Below are 17,138 nucleotides of genomic sequence, written 5' to 3'. Positions count from 1 at the left end.
CACCGTACGCCCTCACGAAGCGCGGTGAGCCGGTGACGCTGACTCTGGTGACTGTCGGAGGTCTCTTCCGCCGCCGTCCCCGGATGGGACGGCGACCGACGGGGCCGGGTCGCGCCACCGGGGGGGCCGGCGGTCGACCGTGCTGACGACTCCGTCGCAGGGGAATACTCCCCTCCTCAACCACCATTCTCACCCACTGCGGTCAGTGACCGCACCTTGGGCGTTCGGTGTCCCTCCCCACCATTCGGCGCGGGAATAGGCGGGGGGGCCACACCGCGTATGGCTTCCTAGGAGGCTAGCCCTGAGTCTCCCGGCGGCGCGGGGAGCAGCGGGTCGGCCAGCTCCCAGCCAGCCGCCAGCAGGTCGGCGCAGGCGGCGACCGCCACCGCCAACCGCCGCTCGTGCGGGCCGGTCAGCTCGACCACGGGCACCCCGCAGCCGGCCAGCTCGGCCCGGAACCGGTCGGTCATCCACGCCCGCAGGTGCTCCCCGTCGCGCAGGCCGTCGTCGTCGAAAGGCACCCCGACGTGGTCCGTGAGCAGGTACAGCGCCGGACGGCGGGCCGCCGCACGCACCTCCGGGGAGGCGGCGCCGAGGTAGCGCTCCTCCCACACCGCGGTGGCCCGCGCGTCGGTGTCGCAGAACAGCAGCGGGCCCGACGACCGCGCGGCCGCGTCCTCGGCGGCCTGCTGCTCCCGCACCACCTCGACGAAGTCGTCCCGGCCCCAGGTCACGTCGAACACCGTGGCCGCGGGCCGCTCCCGGCGCAGCCGGGCGAGCTTGCGCGCGGTCAGCTCCCGCCCGTACTCCGGCACCCACCCGGTGCCGAAGTGCGCGGCGAGCGCGGCGGCCATCGTGGTCGTCCCCGTCGACTCGGCGCCCACCACGACCACCCGCCTGACGAACCACGCCCGCACCGCCGGGTGGAGGCGGTCCCAGTGCCCCGCCGGGTCCGCGCGCACCGCGGTGCCGGAGACCGGCACGGTCCGCCGGTCCGGATCGACACCGACGGGTACGGCGTCGAACCGCCGCGCCAGTTCCTCGCCGTACGCCTCGGAGGAGAAGACCGCGTCGACCCGGTCCCCGCCCAGCGCGGCGCGGAACACCGCGCAGTGCAGGTCCCAGACCGCCGGATCGGCGTAGTCCACCGGATGGTCGTCGTACGTCCCGACGAAACGGACCCAGGGCGTGCCCGCGTGCGCCTCACGCAGCCAGGCCAGCCGCAGGTCGAGCGGGATCGACTCCCGGCGCGAGGGTGCCACCACCACGGTGACGGCGGCGCAGCGGGCGGCGGCGGCGTCGATCAGCGCGTGGTGTCCGGCGTGCGGCGGGTAGAACTTCCCGACCACCAGGCCGTGCCGGAAGTCGATCCCGCGTCGCGCCTGCGGGCCGACGACCGCGGCCGTCCCGTGGTGTGCCGCGTCGGCGGCGGTCACGCGGCGACCGGGGCCGGGCCGGGCGGCACCGGCGTCGCCGCCGCCCCGCGCCGCAGGTCGGCACGCCACTCGCGCAGCCCCAGCACGCACAGCCCGAGGAAGACGACATAGAGCGCGGCGGTCAGGTGCAGGCCCTTGTAGGCGTAGAGCGGGACGTAGATCAGGTCGGCGGTGATCCACAGCCACCAGCTCTCCACCCGCTTGCGGGTCTGGCCGTACGTCGCCAGCAACGACAGCGCCGTGGTCAACGCGTCCGGCAGCGGCACCGTCGAGTCGGTGGCCCGGTCCAGCAGCAGCCAGATCGCGGCGGTCAGCGCCGCCCCGACGGCGGCGAGGGCCCACCACTCGCCACGGCCCGTCCGGCTCACGGCGAGCCGGGTCCGCCGCTCCCCACCGAAGAGCCAGGCCCACCACCCGTACAGGCCCAGTCCGACGTAGACCACCTGGAGCGCGGCGTCGGCGTACAGGCCGGCGGTCCAGAAGAGAAGCATCAGCAGCAGCACGTTCGCGATGCCGAGCGGCCAGTTCGCGATCCGCTGGCGGGCCACCAGCCAGACGGTGAGCACCCCGGTGGCGAAGCCCAGCAGCTCGGCCCAGGTCGTCGGCGTGCCCCCCACGCTGAACGCCGCGCCGGTGAGCCAGTCGATCATGCCTCTCCCCTCTCCCGCGCGATCACCCTAGAGAGCCGTCCAGCCGGCGGGAAGCCGCCCCGCCGCGAACGCCACGCCGGCCGCCGTGCGAGGCTGCCCCACATGGTGCTTGAGGTCGCGTTGATCGACGTGCTGCCGGGACACGAGGACGAGTTCGCCGCCGCGTACGCGAAGGGGCATCCGGTGCTCGCCGGCACGCCCGGCTGCCGGTCGGTGCGGATGACCCGCGGCGTGGAGTCGCCGTCGCGGTTCGTGCTGCTGGTCGAGTGGGACTCGGTCGAGGCGCACACCGAGAACTTCCGCAACAGCGAGCGGTTCACCCGGTGGCGCGAGCTGATCGGCCCGCACTTCGCCAACCCGCCGCTGGTCGAGCACTTCGTCGACGTGCCCGCCTGACACTGTCGTACCCGCCGCCTATCGTGCTGTCCGCACGCGCCGGCCGCCGGTCCCGACGGGCTCGGGGGCGCCGGGCCCGGTCGGCCGCGCCGTGCCGCCGTCAACCCGTCACCGACGTCAGTCAGCGAGCCGCCGGCCCAGCGCCGCGACCGTCTCCTCCGGTGTCAACGCGGCCTCCAGCAGCCACCCGGTGAGCCGTTCGTACCGCTCCACATCGGCCGGGGCGACCAGCCGGACATCAGTGGTCAGCGCCTCCAGCATCACCGTGCGGGGGTCGGCCGGATCCGGGAACGAGTAGCAGGAGTACGGCGTGAGCGGCCGCACCCCGCCGCGGGGAGACCGGTCGCGGGGCAGCAGGCGGATCGTCACGTTCGCCAGCTCGGCCAGGTCGACGAGGTGCCGGAGCTGCTCGCGCCACACCTCGGGCGGTGTGTCGCCGACCTCGCACACCGCCTCGGCGAGGAGCGCCGTGTAGCGGGGTGGGTCCTCCCGCCGCAGCACGTCGTGCCGGATCAGCCGGGCCCGGACGTCCGCCTCGACGTCCACGGTCGGGTCCACCAGGTGGCCGGCGGTGACCCGCAGCCGCGCGTACGCCGGGGTCTGGAGCAGCCCCGGCACGACGGCGGGCTGCCAGTCCACGATGCTCGCCGCGCCGGCCTCCAGCTCCGCGTACGTGCGCTGCCGCTCCCCCATCTCACCCAGCGCCCGCCACCAGCCCCGGCTCGTGGCGGCGTCCCGGGCGATGACGATGAGCGCGTCCCGCTGCGCCGGTGGCACCTGGTAGACGTCGAGCAGGTCCAGCACGTCGGCCAGGTCCGGACGGCTCTGGCCGAGCTCGATACGGGACAGCTTGGAGGTGGAGGCCCAGCCGAGCCGGTCGCAGACCTGCTCGAGGGTGAGTGCCTCCCGTCGGCGCAGTTGACGCAGCTCGGCACCGAGTCGCGCGCGTCGGATGACCGGACTTGTTGGCAACGGCATTCCCGCCTGCTTCCTACTGGTTGCTCAATGCTGAGCAGTTGGGATGATTCGCTCTCCGCTCGGCGGGGCCGGTCTGGAGTCCTGGACCGGCAGTCTGGTCCGGTGGCGGTCGGTCCTGTCCTGCAGGATCTGCCTCACCCTCTGGTGCGGGGTGTGCAGGGCGATGTCGGGGTCGCCTGCTCGCCGCGGGATGTTGATCGCGGCGTTCACGTCGGCCTGCCACACCACCCCGCACACGGTGCGGTGAAGCCGGTCCCCGTCGCGGCGGCCGAGCCGGCCGCAGCGGTGACAGGCTTGTGCGGTGTAGGCGGCATTGACGTGCACGAACGCAGAACCTCTGCGCTCCGACACGTTCGCCAGCGCCTCGGCGGTGATCGCTTTGGTCCACGCGGCGAGGCGACGGTTGACGTTCTTGCCAAGCCTCTTGCGCCCGGCGAAGCTCTTGGTCAGGTCTTCGGCGACCACCGTCGCGGCCTTGTCGACGACCCGGTGCACGGCCGTGAAGATCTCCGTACGGACCTGCGCCCGGTGACGGGCCGCTTGCCGGTCCCGCTTCACCTGCCCGAGGTTGTTGACTGTGATCCGATGCGCTTTCGCGTGGTCGCCGCGGCGAGCGGCGTTGTTGGCTATCGACCGCAGCTTCGCCCGACGCCGGTTCCGCTCCTTCCCCCGGTCCGACTCGGCAGCGAGTAGCGTCCCGAGGCGGGTGCCGTGGTGCTCGCCCTCGGAGTCGGTCAGGGCTTCGGTGTAGCCCTTGTCGACCCCGATCATCCGGGCACCGCACGGTCGCCGCGACGACCGCATCTGGAATGCGTCGATCTGGTAGTGCACCTCGAACCCGGCCGCCGCGCAAGATCAGCCGCAGCGTGCCGGTTGGAGCGACAGTCGTGGACAGCGGAATTCTGACCATCTTGCGGCGTTCGAGGCCGGGAACGGCCAGCCACAGATGGCCGCGCTCGTCAGCGAAGCTGTGGTGCTGGTCGGCGCGCACGACGATCTGATCGTGGGTGCGGTTCTTGCCTCGCCTCCAGTGCTTGCGCATCCGTCGGGCCAGGAACGGGTCGTCCGCCCACGTGTGGGTCTTCAGCGCTGTGAGCATGCGCTTGCGCTCGGCCGGATCCCCGGTCCGCCGCAGGATCGCCCGCCTCACCTCGACCTTGGCCGCCGCCAGGTTCGCCGCGATGTCGGCCATCGCGTCGCGGACGGTTTCCTTCCACGCGTTCGCCAGCACACCGAACCGCTGATGCGTGCCGTCAGCCAGCCAGCGGTCCCGCACCTGCCGGTCCCTCAGCCCCGACCCGACCCCGCCAATCGAGCCGAAGCGCTGCCATACTTCGCTGCGCACCCGACCCAGCCGGCGCGCCTGCTCCACCAGCGCCGCGTACTTACCGGGGTTCAGACCGGCCGAGTAGGCGATCCGGATGACGCTCACTGTTCCCCACCCGTCGCCAAGGTCCACCCTTTTGAGCCACCGAGCTCGCCGAACAACTCGTCCGTCGCAAGCGCGGCGGGCCGGGCAGACCCGCTGCGTCGACGCACCTGCGAGGCCAGGTCGGCATTCTGGCCGGGCGAGGAGATCGGGCAATGCACCACGACATTTCGCCAGGCGGTATCAAAGCCTGGCTGCGGCACCGTGCGCACATCGGAGTCGTCGAAGTATCGCTGCCCGGATGGGAGCGGACGAGCCGCAAACCGGCTTTTTCCCGCCGACCGCCACAGTTTGCCCACCGAGCGACCCACCACTAGTCGTTCCTCCCCATCGAGGGAGAGTACGCACGGCGGTCACCCAACGCAATAGCTCGCTTGCGCAACGCAACCTAGGCGGTCTTCCCGTCCACCGCCCGGCCCCGGCGCCCCGCCTCAGAGGCGGTACGTGCCGGCCCCCGGCCGTTACTTCACGCCGGCGGCGTCCATGCCCCGCAGCTCCTTCTTCAGCTCGGCGATCTCGTCGCGGATCCGGGCCGCCAGCTCGAACTGCAGCTCCCGCGCGGCGGCGAGCATCTGGTCGTTGAGCTCCTGGATCAGCTCGGCCAGCTCGGCCCGCGCCATGCCCTCCCGGGCCGGGCCGGCGGCCCGACCCCGGCTGCGGGTCTCCTTGACCGGCGCCTTGCCCCGGGAGAGCTGCCGCACCGCACCGCCGACCCGGGTGTCGGTGTCCTCCGCCTCCCGGTAGATGTCGTCGAGGATGTCGTGGATCTTCTTGCGCAGCGGCTCCGGGCTGATGCCGTTCGCCTCGTTGTGCGCGATCTGCTTCGCCCGCCGCCGGTTCGTCTCCTCGATCGCCTCCGCCATCGACGGAGTGATCTTGTCCGCGTACATGTGGACCTGACCGGAGACGTTCCGCGCCGCGCGGCCGATCGTCTGGATCAGCGACCGGCCACTGCGCAGGAAGCCCTCCTTGTCGGCGTCGAGGATGGCGACCAGCGACACCTCGGGCAGATCGAGGCCCTCGCGCAGCAGGTTGATGCCGACCAGCACGTCGTAGTCACCCTTGCGCAGCTCGCGCAGCAGCTCGACCCGGCGCAGCGTGTCCACCTCGGAGTGCAGGTAGCGCACGCGGATGCCGTTCTCCAGGAGGTAGTCCGACAGGTCCTCGGCCATCTTCTTGGTCAGCGTGGTGACCAGCACCCGCTCGTCCCGCTCGGTGCGCAGCTTGATCTCGTGCATGAGATCGTCGATCTGGCCCTTGGTCGGCTTGACGACGACCTCCGGATCGACCAGGCCGGTCGGGCGGATCACCTGCTCCACGTACTCGCCCTGGGCGTGCTCCATCTCCCACGACCCCGGAGTGGCGGAGAGGAAGACCATCTGGCCGACCCGCTCCAGGAACTCGTCGAAGCGCAGCGGCCGGTTGTCGGCGGCGCTGGGCAGCCGGAAGCCGTGGTCGATGAGCATCCGCTTGCGGGAGGCGTCGCCCTCGTACATGCCGCCGATCTGCGGGATCGTCACGTGCGACTCGTCGACGACGGTGAGGAAGTCGTCCGGGAAGTAGTCGAGGAGGCAGTGCGGCGGGCTGCCGGGCAACCGGCCGTCGATGTGCATCGAGTAGTTCTCGATGCCGGAGCAGAAGCCGACCTGCCGCATCATCTCGATGTCGTACGTGGTGCGCATCCGCAGCCGCTGCGCCTCCAGCAGCTTGCCCTGCCGCTCCAGCTCGGCCAGCCGCTCGCCCAGCTCGGTCTCGATGTCGCGGATCGCCCGCTCCATCCGCTCGGGGCCGGCGGCGTAGTGCGTCGCCGGGAAGATCAGCAGGTGGTCGACCTCGCGGACGACGTCGCCGGTGAGCGGGTTGAGGTAGTAGAGCTTCTCCACCTCGTCGCCGAACAGCTCGATCCGGACCGCCAGCTCCTCGTACGCCGGGATGATCTCCAGGGTGTCGCCGCGCACGCGGAACGTGCCCCGCTGGAAGGCCATGTCGTTGCGCGTGTACTGGATGTCGACGAGGCGGCGCAGCAACTGGTCCCGGTCGAGCTCCTGGCCGACGGCGACCCGGACGGCGCGGTCCAGGTATTCCTCGGGGGTGCCCAGGCCGTAGATCGCCGAGACGGTGGCGACCACCACCACGTCGCGGCGGGTCAGCAGCGACATGGTCGCCGAGTGGCGCAGCCGCTCGACCTCCTCGTTGATCGAGGAGTCCTTCTCGATGTAGGTGTCGGTCTGCGGGATGTACGCCTCGGGCTGGTAGTAGTCGTAGTAGGAGACGAAGTACTCCACCGCGTTGTCCGGGAGCAGCTCGCTGAACTCCTTCGCCAGCTGGGCGCAGAGCGTCTTGTTGGGGGCCAGCACGAGCGTGGGGCGCTGCAACCGCTCGATGAGCCACGCCGTCGTGGCGCTCTTGCCGGTGCCGGTCGCACCGAGCAGCACCGTGTGGCGGTCGCCGCGCCGGACCCGCCGCTCCAGGTCGTCGATCGCGGCCGGCTGGTCACCGGCCGGCTGGAACTCACTGACGACCTGGAAGCGGCCGTCGAGCCGGGGAATGTCGAGCGCCATGACACCCACGGTACGCCCGGGGTCCGACACTCCGGGCCGACTACCGACCGTCCGTGATCGGCTTCGATATCCCCATTGTGTGCCCCATCCCACAGGACTACGCTTTTCGCGTAGGCCGCTCGCGGCGGCCGACCGGGCCGGTGGCCGGGCCCTCGACGGCCGGCCGCCCCCGGCACAGGGGGTCGCAGCACCCGTCTCCGGCGTGCGCACCCGACGTGGTCGCGCTGACAGCGCTGACCGGCCGCCGCGAGCGCCCCTGCTCGTCACCCCCGGGCGGTGAATTCCGTTCAACCTCGCGTGGAGTCCTCCGCCCGTCCCCGCCGCACGCCACCGGAAACCGAGCGCCGCCCGGTCACCGGCCGCGCTCCGCACGCGGTCGACCCTGAGGCCGACCCGGAGCCGCCGCCAACGACCGGCGGCACGGCACCGACCGGCGGTCGCCGCACCCCGGCATCGTCACCCGGCGCCCGCCGGCGCCGGACACCCGGCGGCGTCCCTCCCCCGGCCCCCCACCGCCCGGTGCCCGACGGCACGCAGACCGGTCACCTTCCCCGGGTGGTCACCGGCCGCCGCCGCACCACCCTCCTGGTGCTCGCGGCGGTGGCCCTGGTCTCCGCCGCCGCCCTGGTCGTCGGGCTGCTGAGCTGGGCGCCCGAACCGTCGGACCCGCCCCGCACGCTGACCGCCGAGGAGCGGACGCGGCTCGCGGCGGTGCGCGTCACCAACTACCGCGACCTGCGGGCCGGGGTGCGCGTGACGGCGGGGACCGGCGCCGAGCGCACCGAACTGGTCGGCTGGGTGGACTGGTCCCGCCCCCTGGTCTACCTCGACGTGGGTGGACCGGGCGCGGGCACCGAACGAGGGCTTCTCCAGGCCACGCCGTCGACGGTGGTCCTGCGGCCGGACCCTGCCGCCGTACCGACCCCGGCGCCCCCGCCCCTGGTGCCGCCCGTCGACCGGTGGCGCCTGGCCGCGCTGCCCGCCGACGGGCGCCTCGCCCCGGTCCTCGACCTGCTGTTCCGGCTCGCGGCCGACCGCCCCGACGCGCCGGCCCCCGACACGGCGCGCTGGACCGCCCGGGCCGACGTGGCGGCCGAACGGCTGGACGTCCTGGAGGCGCCGCTGCCGGCGCCCCCCGGCGCGTCCCCGCCGGCGGTCCCGGCCGGGCGCTGGTGGGTGGACCGCGATGCCCGGCTGCACCGGCTGGAGGTTCCACTGCCGGGTGCCGGCCCGGTCACCGTGCAGCTCCACCGCGCCGACCGGCCCACGCTGCGCCCGGTGGACGCGTTGGGCGGCCGGCCCGGGACGCCCCGGACGCTCACCGCCACCGAGCGGCGCCGCCTGGAGCGGCTCCCCGCGCGCCTGCGCGGCGTGGGCGGGGCGACCGTCACGCTCACCGCGCCCCTCGGCCCGGGCACGAACCTGCGCGGCGCCGGCTGGCTCACCTGGAACGGGCGCGACGCGTACCTGGTCGTCGGAGACCTCGCCGTGCCCGCGCGACGGACGCTGGTGCGGCACGACGGGGGACGCGCGACCCGGACGGACGTCCCGGCTGCCACCGTCCCCGGCGCCGTGGAGGCACCCGGACGCCCGCCGCTGCCGGTGCCGGCGCGCGGCTGGCGGGCCGCCCCCGCCGACGACCTCACCGCGCTCGTGGCGGCCGCCCTGCGGGCCGGCGCGAGCACACCCACCGGCACCATCCGACGGATCCGCGGGGACAGTCTCGCCGGGACGAGCGTCGACGTGGTGGAGCTGCGGGCGTCCGGCGCGCACCTGCGCTACTGGGTCGACCGGTCGGGCCTGCTGCGCCGGCTGGAGCTGCGGACCCGGGCGGACACATGGGCGCAGCTCGACCTGGTGCCGGGGTCGGTGCCCCGACTGGACGCCACGCGCTCCACCACGACCGGGGTGGCGGGCGGGCGGTGACCGGTCAGGGCCGCCAGCCGGTCTGCACGGCCCACTCCTCGGCCCGCAGGTGCTCCTCGTCGAACCACGGGTCCTTCGCCGTCGAGTAGGTGGCGGCGTCCGGCGCGGAAGCGGCCAGCTCGCGCTTGAGCAGCAGGTACGCGGCCCGCTGGTCGGGATCCGCCCGCAGGTGGTCCCGCATCAGCAGCGCGTACCGCCAGCCGGGCGTACCGGCTTCGCGGATGTGCAGGTACACCGGCCGGGCCGGGTCAGCGCTGCCGTGCAGCCGCTTCTCCCACCGGTCGTCGCCGGGCAGCCGGGGTGTGTCCCACCACTCGCCGGGCAGGCGCGGGAAACCCGCGTCGGCGAGACACTCGGCCAGCGGCCCGTCGGCGTCGGCGAGGCGCGGCACGGTGAGCTGGATGTCGATCACATCCTTGGCGGCCAGGCCGGGAACGGCCGTCGAGCCGATGTGGTCGATGCGGAGGTCGGCCGGGGCGACGGCGTGCCGGATCCGGGCGGCCAGGCGCGCGTACTGCAGCGGCCACGTCGGGTCCGCCTCGATCAGTTCGACCCGCGGCGGTCGGACCGCCCGCCGTTCGCGGACGTTGGCCTCGTAGGGCAGCAACCGGTCCGTCCACAGCGCGTCGACCGCGGCGTGCAGGTCGGCGAGGGTGCCGTCGTTGGTGAGCACCACGTCGGCCGCCGCCCGGCGGCGGGTGTCGTCGGCCTGCGCGGCGATCCGCCGCCGGGCCTCCGCCGGGTCCATCCCCCGGTCCCGCGCCAGCCGCTCCAGCCGCGTCGGCACGGCCGTCTCCGCCACGACCACCAGGTGGTACGTGGGCGCGAGCCCCACCTCCACCAGCAGCGGCACGTCGTTGACGACGATCGCGTCCGGCGCCGCCGCGGCGACCAGTTCGGCGCTGCGGGCCCGGACCCGCGGGTGGGTGATCGACTCCAGCGTCCGGCGGGCGGCCTCGTCGGCGAAGACCACGGCGCCCAGCGCGGCGCGGTCGAGCGCGCCGTCGGGGCCGAGCACCCGCTCGGAGAAGGCGGCGACGATCTCGGCGAGCCCCTCGGTGCCCGGTGCGACGACATCCCGGGCGATCCGGTCGGAGTCGACGACCACGGCGCCGCGCTCGGCCAGCCGGGAGGCGACCGCGCTCTTGCCGGAACCGATCCCGCCCGTCAATCCCACCTTCAGCACGGCACCAGTCAACCGGATCATCGCCGGGCTGCCAAACCGGGCCGTGATCCACTCGCCGTACGGCATCCCGCCGGTGCGGGGCCGGGGGCCGCGGGCGCGGGGTGCCGTCATCGCGGACGAACAGGCCGACATCCCGCATTCCGGTGTCCATCAGGTGCCGTGCTGCCCGGCACGGCGGGGCAGGGCCGGACGGTCGATGGGCCGGCGGGGAAACGGCGAGGGCCCCGCCCCCGGCGATCTGTCGATCGCGGGGACGGGGCCCGTCGTCAGCGACGGTTCCGGGCGCTGCGCGGCGTCAGCCGCGCCGGGCCGGAGTTGTCGTTCGGCTCACTTGCCGCCGGCGAGCTTCTCCCGCAGCGCGGCGAGCGCCTCGTCGGTGGCGAGGGTGCCGGCCGGCTCCTCGGCCTGCCGGCTCGGGGCCGGGCTGATCGTGGTGGTGGTGCCGGCGGCCGGGGCCGGGGCGGCGGCCGCCTCGGCGTCGGCGGCGCGGGAGGTCTGCACCTGCTTCTGGTGGGCCTCCCAGCGCTGACGCGCCTCGGCGTACTGCGTCTCCCAGGTCTCGCGCTGCTTCTCGTACCCCTCGAGCCACTCGCCGGTCTCCGGGTCGAAGCCCTCCGGGTAGATGTAGTTGCCCTCGGCGTCGTAGGTCGCGGCCATGCCGTAGAGGGTCGGGTCGAAGTGCTCCTCGCCCTCGACGAAGCCCTCGTTGGCCTGCTTCAGCGACAGCGAGATCCGGCGGCGCTCCAGGTCGATGTCGATGACCTTGACCATGACCTCGGAGCCGACCTGCACGACCTGCTCCGGGATCTCCACGTGACGCTCGGCCAGCTCGGAGATGTGGACCAGGCCCTCGATGCCGTCGTCGACCCGGACGAACGCGCCGAACGGCACCAGCTTGGTGACCTTACCGGGCACGATCTGCTGGATCGCGTGGGTGCGGGCGAACTGCCGCCACGGGTCCTCCTGGGTCGCCTTCAGCGACAGCGAGACCCGCTCGCGGTCCAGGTCGACGTCCAGGACCTCGACCTCGACCTCCTGGCCCACCTCGACGACCTCGGACGGGTGGTCGATGTGCTTCCAGGACAGCTCGGAGACGTGCACCAGGCCGTCCACGCCGCCCAGGTCGACGAAGGCGCCGAAGTTGACGATCGAGGACACGACGCCCTTGCGGACCTGGCCCTTCTGAAGCTTGTTGAGGAACTCGGTGCGCACCTCGGACTGCGTCTGCTCCAGCCAGGCACGGCGGGACAAAACCACGTTGTTGCGGTTCTTGTCCAGCTCGATGATCTTGGCCTCGAGCTCGCGGCCGACGTACGGCTGCAGGTCACGCACCCGCCGCATCTCGACCAGGGAGGCGGGCAGGAAGCCGCGCAGCCCGATGTCGAGGATGAGGCCACCCTTGACCACCTCGATGACCGAACCGCGGACGACGCCGTCCTCGTCCTTGATCTTCTCGATCGTGCCCCAGGCCCGCTCGTACTGCGCGCGCTTCTTCGAGAGGATCAGACGCCCCTCCTTGTCCTCCTTCTGGAGGACAAGGGCCTCGATGTGGTCGCCAACCGAGACGACCTCGGCCGGGTCCACGTCGTGCTTGATCGACAGCTCCCGAGAGGGGATGACACCCTCGGTCTTGTAGCCGATGTCGAGCAGGACCTCGTCCCGATCGACCTTGACGACGGTGCCTTCGACAATGTCGCCGTCGTTGAAGTACTTGATGGTCTCGTCGATCGCGGCGAGGAAAGCCTCCTCGGAACCGAGATCGTCGACGGTGACCTTGGTGGCGCTCGAGGGGGCCTCGATGCTGCTCGTCATGTGGGCGGTTGCTCCGGTCGGATGGGTTGTCATCACGGACGTGGGCCGCGGTGACCTGTTCGCGCCAGCGGATCCGCCGCCGGGCACACCCTACGATCGCTGATGGGGATCATGATGTGGCTCCGTCGACCGCGCACCTGCTCCCTGCCGAGGCACACGATCCGCGAGCGCATCGTCTAGCCTACCCGCTGCATTACCACAGCGTGCAAGCCCTCCCACCTCACCGCGACCTCGTCAGCTGCGAAAGCGGAGATTTCGGCCGGAAGTCACCCCGGGTGTCACGCGAGTCACACCAGGCCCAGGGTCAAGGGTAGGACGCGCCGACGACCGCCGCACGATCGGAGGCCAACCGGCGAGACGGCGGCACGCCCGGCACCGCGGGCACGGCGGGACGGCCGGGACGGCGAGGGGGCACGGCTCCGGCCGACGTACGGGCGGACCCGCCGGCCGCCGGCGCCGGGTCGCCGCCTAGCGTGAGCGGGTGGACGACGACAGCCGGGTGGCCCGCCGCACCGTCGGCGACGCCGAGGCGCGCCGCGCCAACCGCCGCTGGTGGGACGGCGACGCCGACGCGTACCAGGCCGAGCACGGGGCGTTCCTGGGCGAGGTGGACTTCGTCTGGTGTCCCGAGGGGCTCCGCGAGGCGGACGTACGCCTCCTCGGCGAGCTGGCCGGACGGCGCGTACTGGAACTGGGGGCCGGGGCCGCCGCCGCGGCCCGCTGGCTCGCCACGCAGGGGGCGCGGCCGGTCGCCCTGGACCTGTCCGCCGGCATGTTGCGGCACGCGGCGCTCGCCGCCGACCGCACCGGGGTACGCGTGCCGCTGGTGCAGGCCGACGCGCTCGCGCTGCCGTTCGCCGACGCCGCGTTCGACGTGGTGTGCACGGCGTTCGGCGCGGTCCCGTTCGTCGCCGACTCGGCGGCCGTCATGCGGGAGGTCGCCCGGGTCCTGCGCCCCGGGGGCCGTTGGGTGTTCTCCGTGACCCACCCGATGCGCTGGATCTTCCTCGACGACCCGGGCGAGCACGGGCTGACCGCCGTGCACTCGTACTTCGACCGCTCCCCCTACGTGGAGCAGGACGAGCACGGCGTCGCCACGTACGTCGAGCAGCACCGGACGCTCGGCGACCGGATCCGGGAGCTGGTGGGCGCGGGCTTCCGGCTGGTCGACCTGGTCGAGCCGGAGTGGCCGGAGGGGCACGAGGGGATCTGGGGCCAGTGGAGCCCGCTGCGCGGCCGGCTCTTCCCCGGGACCGCCATCTTCGTCACCGAGAAACCGGAGGCGTGAGGACACGGGGCGCCGGTACGAGCCGTGGCCGCGGCAGCGCGTAGCTGACCGATCCCGACCCCGCCCGGCGGTCGTTTCCGCCCATGTCCTCCGGGTACCCGGGCGGCATGGCCAAGCAGGAGTTCCGCGAGGGTGACCACGTGTCCTGGGCCAGCCACAGCGGCCGGGCCCACGGCGTGGTCAAGGAGAAGCTCATCGACCGGACACACGTACGCGGGCACACCGTCGACGCGTCACCGGAGGACCCGCAGTACCGGATCCGCAACGACCACTCGGGGCGGGACGTCGCCCACCGGCCGGAGGCGCTGCGCCATGAGCGGCGGTGACCGGGACCGGGACACCTATCGGGAGTTCACCGAGGCGGTGAACATGAAGCCCGGCGAGCTGTCCACGTGGCTGGACACCGAGGAGTCCAAGCACGTCGGCTGGCGGCGGAAGGGCGGCGGGGGCGGCGAGACCGTCGGCCACGAGTCCGGCCGGAAGATCGTCGACCTGCTGCGGCGCAGGCGCGGCGACCTGTCCGAGGCCGACTACAAGCACATGCGCAAGGTCGTCGGGTACGTCCGCCGCCACATGGCCCAGCGGCCGAGCGGTGACGTCCGCGCGACGCGGTGGCGGTACTCCCTGATGAACTGGGGTCACGACCCGGTGAAGGGCCCGCTGCCGCCGCCGGGTGGCCCGTCCCGGAAGGCCCTGGAGCGGCACGGCACCCCGCCGAAGGAGCGCCGGGGGCCGGGACGCTGACGGATCAGTGGTCGGCGCTGTTCCAGTCCCGGCCCTCGCCGACGGAGACCTCCAACGGCACCGACAGCGGGTACGCCCCACCCATCTCGCGCCGGACCAGCGCCTCCAGGGTCTCCCGCTCACCGGGGGCCACCTCGAAGACCAGCTCGTCGTGCACCTGGAGCAGCATCCGGGAGCGCAGCCCGGCCTCGCGCAGCGCCGTGTCGACGTGCAGCATCGCGACCTTGATGATGTCGGCGGCCGAGCCCTGGATCGGGGCGTTGAGCGCCATCCGCTCGGCCATGTCCCGCCGCTGCCGGTTGTCACTGCCCAGGTCGGGCAGGTAGCGGCGGCGGCCCAGGATCGTCTCGGTGTACCCGTCGTGGCGGGCCCGGGCCACCACCTCCTGGAGGTAGTCACGCACCCCGCCGAACCCGGCGAAGTAGTCCTCCATGAGGGCCCGCGCCTCCTCGGTGGTGATGCCGAGCTGCTGGGAGAGGCCGAACGCGCTCAGCCCGTACGCCAGGCCGTAGTTCATGGCCTTGATCTTGCGCCGCTGGTCGGCGGTGACCGCGTCGACCGGGACCTGGAACACCGACGAGGCGGTGGCGGCGTGGAAGTCGGCGCCGGAGTTGAACGCGTCGATCAGGGCGTCGTCCGACGACAGGTGCGCCATGATGCGCATCTCGATCTGGCTGTAGTCGGCGGTGAGCAGGCACTCGTACCCCTCGCCCACCACGAAGGCCCGGCGGATCCGCCGCCCCTCCTCGGTGCGGATCGGGATGTTCTGCAGGTTCGGCTCGGTCGACGACAGCCGGCCGGTCGCCGCCACCGTCTGGTTGAACGTGGTGTGGATGCGGCCGTCGTCGGAGACCGACTTGAGCAGGCCGTCCACGGTGGTCTTGAGCTTGGCCACGTCGCGGTGGCGCAGCAGGTGCGCGAGCACCGGGTGCGGGTTCTGCGCGTAGAGCCACTGGAGGGCGTCGGCGTCGGTCGTGTAGCCGGTCTTGATCTTCTTGGTCTTGGGCAGGCCCAGCTCGCCGAAGAGGATCTCCTGGAGCTGCTTCGGCGAGCCCAGGTTGAACTCCCGCCCCACCGCCTCGTACGCGCCCTGCGCGGCGGCCTTCACCTCGGCGGCGAAGTGCGCCTCCAGCTCGGACAGGTACTGCGTGTCGGCGCCGATGCCGATCCGCTCCATGCCGGCGAGCACCCGCATGAGGGGCAGTTCCACCCCGGCCATCAGCCGGGCCGACTGCTCCCCGTCCCGCGACAGCTCGGCGTCGATGGCGTCGGCCAGGTCGAGGGTGGCCCGGGCCCGGAGCATCAGGTTCTGCTCGGCCTCGCCGTCGTTGCCGAGGCCGTCGAAGGTGAGCTGGCCGGTGTCCGGCGTGTCGACCCGCAGCTCGCGGTGCAGGTAGCGCAGCGCCAGGTCGGTCAGGTCGTACGACCGCTGGTCGGGCCGGGCCAGGTACGCGGCGATCTGCGTGTCGCGGGCGATGCCCTCCAGTGACCAGCCGTGGGCGGCGAACGCGAGCACCGCCGGCTTGCTGTCGTGCAGCACCTTGGGGCGGGTCCCGTCGGCGAGCCACCCGGCCAGGGCGGCCTCGTCGGCGGCGTCCAGCCGGGCCGGGTCGAACCAGGCCCCGGCGCCGGCGGCGGTGGCCAGGGCCATCCCGGTCACCGAGGCGGTGTGCCGCCGGTTGGGGCCGGTGTCCAGCGTGACGGCGACGCCGACCGGCGTGCCCGCCGGTGCGTGCGTGCCCAGCCAGGCGGCGAGCGCGCCCGGCTCGGTCAGCATCTCGCCGGCCAGGTCGAAGCCGACCTCGGCCTCCGGCTCGACGGCCTCCAGGTACTGGTAGAGCCGGTCGCGCAGGATGCGGAACTCCAGCGTGTCGAAGACCTGGTGCACCGCCTCCCGGTCCCACCCGGCCCAACGGGCGTCCTCCGGGCGCAGCGGCAGCTCCAGGTCGGACACCAGGCAGTTGATCTCGTAGTTGCGGATCACGTCGGCGAGCCGCTCCCGCAGGCTGTCGCCGGCCTTGCCCTTGATCTCGTCGGCGCGGGCGACGACGCCGTCCACCCCGCCGTACGTGGTGATCCACTTGGCGGCGGTCTTCGGGCCGACGCCGGGGATGCCGGGCAGGTTGTCGCTCGTCTCGCCGACCAGCGCGGCCAGGTCGCGGTAGCGCTCCGGCGGGACGCCGTACTTCGCCTCGACCGCCGCCGGGTCCATCCGTGCGAGGTCGGAGACGCCCTTGCGCGGGTACAGCACGGTGATGTTGTCGCCGACCAGCTGGAACGCGTCCCGGTCGCCGGTGGTGATCAGCACCGACATGCCCTGGTCGCGGGCCTGGCAGGCGAGGGTCGCGATGACGTCGTCGGCCTCGTAGCCCTCCTTCTCGACCACCGGGATGCGCAGCGCCGCCAGGACCTCCTTGACCAGGCTGACCTGCCCCTTGAAGTCGGTCGGGGTCTCGCTGCGGCCGGCCTTGTACTCCGCGTACTTCTCGGTGCGGAACGAGCGCCGGGACACGTCGAACGCCACGACGATGTGCGTCGGCTGCTCGTCGCGCAGCACGTTGATCAGCATGGAGGTGAAGCCGTAGACCGCGTTGGTCGGCTGGCCCGTCGTGGTGGAGAAGTTCTCCACCGGCAGGGCGAAGAACGCCCGGTAGGCCAGGGAGTGTCCGTCGACGAGGAGCAGGCGCGGCGTCGTAGCTGTCACGGTGGCGACTCTAGTCCGTACCACCGAC

The 17,138-nt window shown here is 72.9% G+C and carries 13 protein-coding genes; 5 read left to right on the top strand and 8 right to left on the bottom strand.

Features of this window, described 5'->3' with window-relative positions:
* Positions 1-287 precede the first annotated feature (287 nt).
* Positions 288-1,436: an AAA family ATPase gene (locus HCJ94_RS10510; RefSeq protein ID WP_309227216.1), complete on the bottom strand. Its 1,149-nt coding sequence runs from the start codon at positions 1,434-1,436 to the stop codon at positions 288-290.
* On the bottom strand, positions 1,433-2,086 hold the full coding sequence (pnuC, locus tag HCJ94_RS10505) for a nicotinamide riboside transporter PnuC (RefSeq protein ID WP_168000788.1): 654 nt from the start codon (positions 2,084-2,086) through the stop codon (positions 1,433-1,435). The genes HCJ94_RS10510 and pnuC overlap by 4 nt, the downstream gene beginning before the upstream one ends.
* A gap of 102 nt (positions 2,087-2,188) precedes the next feature.
* Here pnuC and HCJ94_RS10500 point away from each other — a divergent pair, with 102 nt between their 5' ends.
* Positions 2,189-2,482: an antibiotic biosynthesis monooxygenase family protein gene (locus HCJ94_RS10500; RefSeq protein ID WP_168000787.1), complete on the top strand. Its 294-nt coding sequence runs from the start codon at positions 2,189-2,191 to the stop codon at positions 2,480-2,482.
* 117 nt (positions 2,483-2,599) lie between these two features.
* Here the strand turns inward: HCJ94_RS10500 and HCJ94_RS10495 are convergent, their stop codons facing one another.
* The 3 genes from HCJ94_RS10495 to uvrB all read right to left on the bottom strand — a co-directional run bounded on the left by HCJ94_RS10495 (position 2,600) and on the right by uvrB (position 7,450).
* Complete coding sequence (locus HCJ94_RS10495) at positions 2,600-3,460, bottom strand: helix-turn-helix domain-containing protein (protein ID WP_168000786.1); 861 nt, start codon at positions 3,458-3,460, stop codon at positions 2,600-2,602.
* 24 nt (positions 3,461-3,484) lie between these two features.
* Positions 3,485-4,291: a zinc ribbon domain-containing protein gene (locus tag HCJ94_RS29595; protein ID WP_205801021.1), complete on the bottom strand. Its 807-nt coding sequence runs from the start codon at positions 4,289-4,291 to the stop codon at positions 3,485-3,487.
* Positions 4,292-5,350: 1,059 nt separating this feature from the next.
* A complete protein-coding gene (uvrB, locus tag HCJ94_RS10485) occupies positions 5,351-7,450 on the bottom strand; it encodes an excinuclease ABC subunit UvrB (protein WP_168000785.1) in 2,100 nt (699 codons plus the stop codon).
* A 519-nt stretch (positions 7,451-7,969) separates the two neighbouring features.
* Between uvrB and HCJ94_RS10480 the strand changes: the two genes are divergently transcribed.
* Positions 7,970-9,376 (top strand): hypothetical protein, encoded by a 1,407-nt coding sequence (locus HCJ94_RS10480; protein WP_205801020.1) that lies wholly within the window; start codon positions 7,970-7,972, stop codon positions 9,374-9,376.
* Positions 9,377-9,380: 4 nt separating this feature from the next.
* On the opposite strand, the gene coaE is transcribed toward HCJ94_RS10480, so the two are convergent.
* Positions 9,381-10,562: a dephospho-CoA kinase gene (gene coaE, locus HCJ94_RS10475; protein WP_168000882.1), complete on the bottom strand. Its 1,182-nt coding sequence runs from the start codon at positions 10,560-10,562 to the stop codon at positions 9,381-9,383.
* A 327-nt stretch (positions 10,563-10,889) separates the two neighbouring features.
* Positions 10,890-12,374 (bottom strand): 30S ribosomal protein S1, encoded by a 1,485-nt coding sequence (rpsA, locus tag HCJ94_RS10470; RefSeq protein WP_168000784.1) that lies wholly within the window; start codon positions 12,372-12,374, stop codon positions 10,890-10,892.
* A gap of 481 nt (positions 12,375-12,855) precedes the next feature.
* Between rpsA and HCJ94_RS10465 the strand changes: the two genes are divergently transcribed.
* From HCJ94_RS10465 to HCJ94_RS10455, 3 genes are all read left to right on the top strand, one after another.
* Complete coding sequence (locus HCJ94_RS10465; protein ID WP_168000783.1) at positions 12,856-13,662, top strand: class I SAM-dependent methyltransferase; 807 nt, start codon at positions 12,856-12,858, stop codon at positions 13,660-13,662.
* A 107-nt stretch (positions 13,663-13,769) separates the two neighbouring features.
* Complete coding sequence (locus HCJ94_RS10460; RefSeq protein WP_155331198.1) at positions 13,770-13,988, top strand: hypervirulence associated TUDOR domain-containing protein; 219 nt, start codon at positions 13,770-13,772, stop codon at positions 13,986-13,988.
* Positions 13,975-14,406: a DUF3140 domain-containing protein gene (locus HCJ94_RS10455; RefSeq protein ID WP_168000782.1), complete on the top strand. Its 432-nt coding sequence runs from the start codon at positions 13,975-13,977 to the stop codon at positions 14,404-14,406. Before HCJ94_RS10460 ends, HCJ94_RS10455 begins: the two co-directional genes overlap by 14 nt.
* A gap of 4 nt (positions 14,407-14,410) precedes the next feature.
* Here HCJ94_RS10455 and polA read toward each other — a convergent pair whose 3' ends face one another.
* Positions 14,411-17,110 (bottom strand): DNA polymerase I, encoded by a 2,700-nt coding sequence (gene polA / locus HCJ94_RS10450; RefSeq protein WP_168000781.1) that lies wholly within the window; start codon positions 17,108-17,110, stop codon positions 14,411-14,413.
* Positions 17,111-17,138 lie beyond the last annotated feature (28 nt).

Source organism: Micromonospora thermarum (genome assembly GCF_012034245.1).
Lineage (GTDB): Bacteria > Actinomycetota > Actinomycetes > Mycobacteriales > Micromonosporaceae > Micromonospora > Micromonospora thermarum.
The sequence above is the reverse complement of the archived record's forward strand: the minus strand, read 5'-3'. Positions and strand labels throughout refer to the sequence as shown.

What these genes read in the sequence shown, in the direction of transcription:
- pnuC (WP_168000788.1), bottom strand. Translation starts at nt 2,086, where the DNA reads ATGATCGACTGGCTCACCGGCGCGGCGTTCAGCGTGGGGGGCACGCCG.
- HCJ94_RS10500 (WP_168000787.1), top strand. Translation starts at nt 2,189, where the DNA reads ATGGTGCTTGAGGTCGCGTTGATCGACGTGCTGCCGGGACACGAGGAC.
- HCJ94_RS10495 (WP_168000786.1), bottom strand. Translation starts at nt 3,460, where the DNA reads ATGCCGTTGCCAACAAGTCCGGTCATCCGACGCGCGCGACTCGGTGCC.
- uvrB (WP_168000785.1), bottom strand. Translation starts at nt 7,450, where the DNA reads ATGGCGCTCGACATTCCCCGGCTCGACGGCCGCTTCCAGGTCGTCAGT.
- rpsA (WP_168000784.1), bottom strand. Translation starts at nt 12,374, where the DNA reads ATGACGAGCAGCATCGAGGCCCCCTCGAGCGCCACCAAGGTCACCGTC.
- HCJ94_RS10460 (WP_155331198.1), top strand. Translation starts at nt 13,770, where the DNA reads ATGGCCAAGCAGGAGTTCCGCGAGGGTGACCACGTGTCCTGGGCCAGC.
- HCJ94_RS10455 (WP_168000782.1), top strand. Translation starts at nt 13,975, where the DNA reads ATGAGCGGCGGTGACCGGGACCGGGACACCTATCGGGAGTTCACCGAG.